We start from the raw sequence: 2,203 nt of genomic DNA on the forward strand, positions 1-2,203 counted from the left end.
CCTTTTTGGCTTTTACCACCGGTTTTTCTGGTGCATTTTGCTTAGCCTTCACTACTGGAGCTACTTTAGGTTTTGACGGTGCTTGTTTTTTAGGTTCAGGTTTTGACTCTGTTTTAGGTACTGCTTTTTTGGGCGTTACTTCCTGAACTTTTTCTACTTCAGGGACGGCTGTTTTGACAGGTAACGTCACCATCTCTATCTCGATAGGTGGTGTGTCTTTTTTTGGTTCAACTTTTATATCAGGCGTCTTGATCGCCACCAATGCGACTGCCGTCAGCACGTGCAAGCCCACCACTATAATAATAGCTGCGAGTATCAATTTAAGTGGTGGCGCGTCTAAATCCGTTGAACTCATAACACCCTAATATTCATTAACCGAGGTAGAATGGCGTAGATAATAATGCAAACGATAATTATTATCAATAATAAATTTATAATAATTTTGCTTAGCAGGCAAATGATTAGCTAATAATTTAGCGTTATTAATAAGCAAAACCTACTTAATCATTCGACCATCCTTTCTCAAATATCGCTATACAGAGTTATTTTGCCAAGGCCGCCACAAACCATAAATAAAGTGACGTAATAAAAACCATTATCATTTGTATTGATAATGAGTCTCAATTAATTTATCATAGCCCCTAATCGACTGCGAATCTTTAAGATTACAAAATCTCAAGATATTAAGGCATGTTGAACATCTCAATAGCTAAGCGTAAAAAAAACCCATAAAAAATCATAACGTCAAAAGTAATACCGTCGAGCATTGTATGGTGTGAAGCATCACATCGATGAAGTTCTTTTTACTTTTATATGACCGATTATTTGATACATCCTTTGTCCAACCAGCTGATATACCGAGTTATTTATGTCTATTACTTTATTGCCTAACCGCTCTACTCCTTTTTTCAAACGCCCTTTACTGACTGCCATGGTGACCGCTCTGGTTGCTACGATCAGTGTGACAGGTTGTAGCTCACCTGAATCTAACGACTCCGAGCCCGCAGACGCTAAGACTGAAAATCAAACAGCAGATCATGCCTCGAATGTCGCTAATAACGATGCGGTCTCTGTTGAAAAAATCACGGTCGACACGGTAAAAGGTAATGTCGACTTGGCAATGAATCCATCGCCGTTGGTGGTCTATGATATGACGTTGATGCAGGATTTGGCCGCGCTTGATGTTGCTGTCGATGGTATGCCAAGCGGTCTAAAATTAGACAATTTACAGTCTAAGACACAGCCTGAACCAAAAACTGTCGGCACCGTATTTGAGCCAGATCTTGAGGCGTTGAATGCGATGCAGCCGCAAGCTATCTTGGTCGGCTCACGCATGGCAGAAAAATATGATGCGCTGTCCAGTATTGCGCCAACGCTCGACATGACGATTGATACGGCAAATATCTATGAATCGAGCAAGCAGCGTTTGCATGATTTGGGTGCATTGTTCGGTAAAAGTGCTCAAGCAGCGAAACTGCAAGGCAATATCGATGGGCTCATTGATGAGACCAAAACATTAACCAAAGATAAAGGTAAAGGCTTAGTGGTCATGGTCAATGGCAATAAGCTGTCTGCCTACGGCGACAAATCACGCTACGGTTTTATCCATACCGTACTGGATATTCCGATGGCAGATGACCAAATCGCCGATGCGCGCCACGGTCAGCCAATCTCGTTTGAATACATACAAAAAACCAATCCAGACTGGTTATTCGTCGTCGATCGCAGTGCCGCCATTGGTGAAGATGGTGCTGGTGCCAAAGCCGTATTAGACAATCCATTGGTCGCGCAAACCAACGCATGGAGTAAGAATCAAGTGGTTTACCTTAGCCCAGACTCATATCTTGCCTTTGGCGGTTATTATCAATGGATGCAGGATTTGACGACCATTAAAGAGGCTTTTGCTAACGCTAAATAAATGATGCGTTAAATAAGTAATATGCTAAAAAAGCAACATGTTAAATAAGCGTCATTCGTTTTTAGGCAACTGTCATCACTGTCAGTTGCCAACCCTCACTTTAAGCCAGTAGCTGATATGCCGTTATTTTCCTCTCGTGCGCAGACCAGCGTTAAAGCCCGCCCTACTTTACCAGCCGCATCAACGAGTTGGCAAAAAAGCGCAAGCCGTGGTCTAAGCTCTAAAAATCGCCGTGCTTCTATACCACCGTGGGTCATCAACACGGGCAGCCTCATTATTATGGGG

The 2,203-nt window shown here is 42.6% G+C and carries 1 protein-coding gene and 1 pseudogene; one reads left to right on the forward strand and one right to left on the reverse strand.

Annotated elements, in window-relative coordinates:
- Positions 1-355, reverse strand: a pseudogene (locus tag B2575_RS12020) (energy transducer TonB); the annotation flags it as partial.
- Between the two features lie 513 nt (positions 356-868).
- Here B2575_RS12020 and B2575_RS12025 point away from each other — a divergent pair.
- Positions 869-1,918: a siderophore ABC transporter substrate-binding protein gene (locus B2575_RS12025; RefSeq protein ID WP_109589459.1), complete on the forward strand. Its 1,050-nt coding sequence runs from the start codon at positions 869-871 to the stop codon at positions 1,916-1,918.
- Positions 1,919-2,203: the final 285 nt, after the last annotated feature.

It is taken from the genome of Psychrobacter sp. UBA6739 (assembly GCF_002453835.1).
GTDB classification, from domain to species: Bacteria; Pseudomonadota; Gammaproteobacteria; order Pseudomonadales; family Moraxellaceae; genus Psychrobacter; species Psychrobacter immobilis_A.

Excerpts from the sequence above, each read along its gene's own strand:
- B2575_RS12025 (WP_109589459.1), top strand. The coding sequence starts at position 869 with ATGTCTATTACTTTATTGCCTAACCGCTCTACTCCTTTTTTCAAACGC.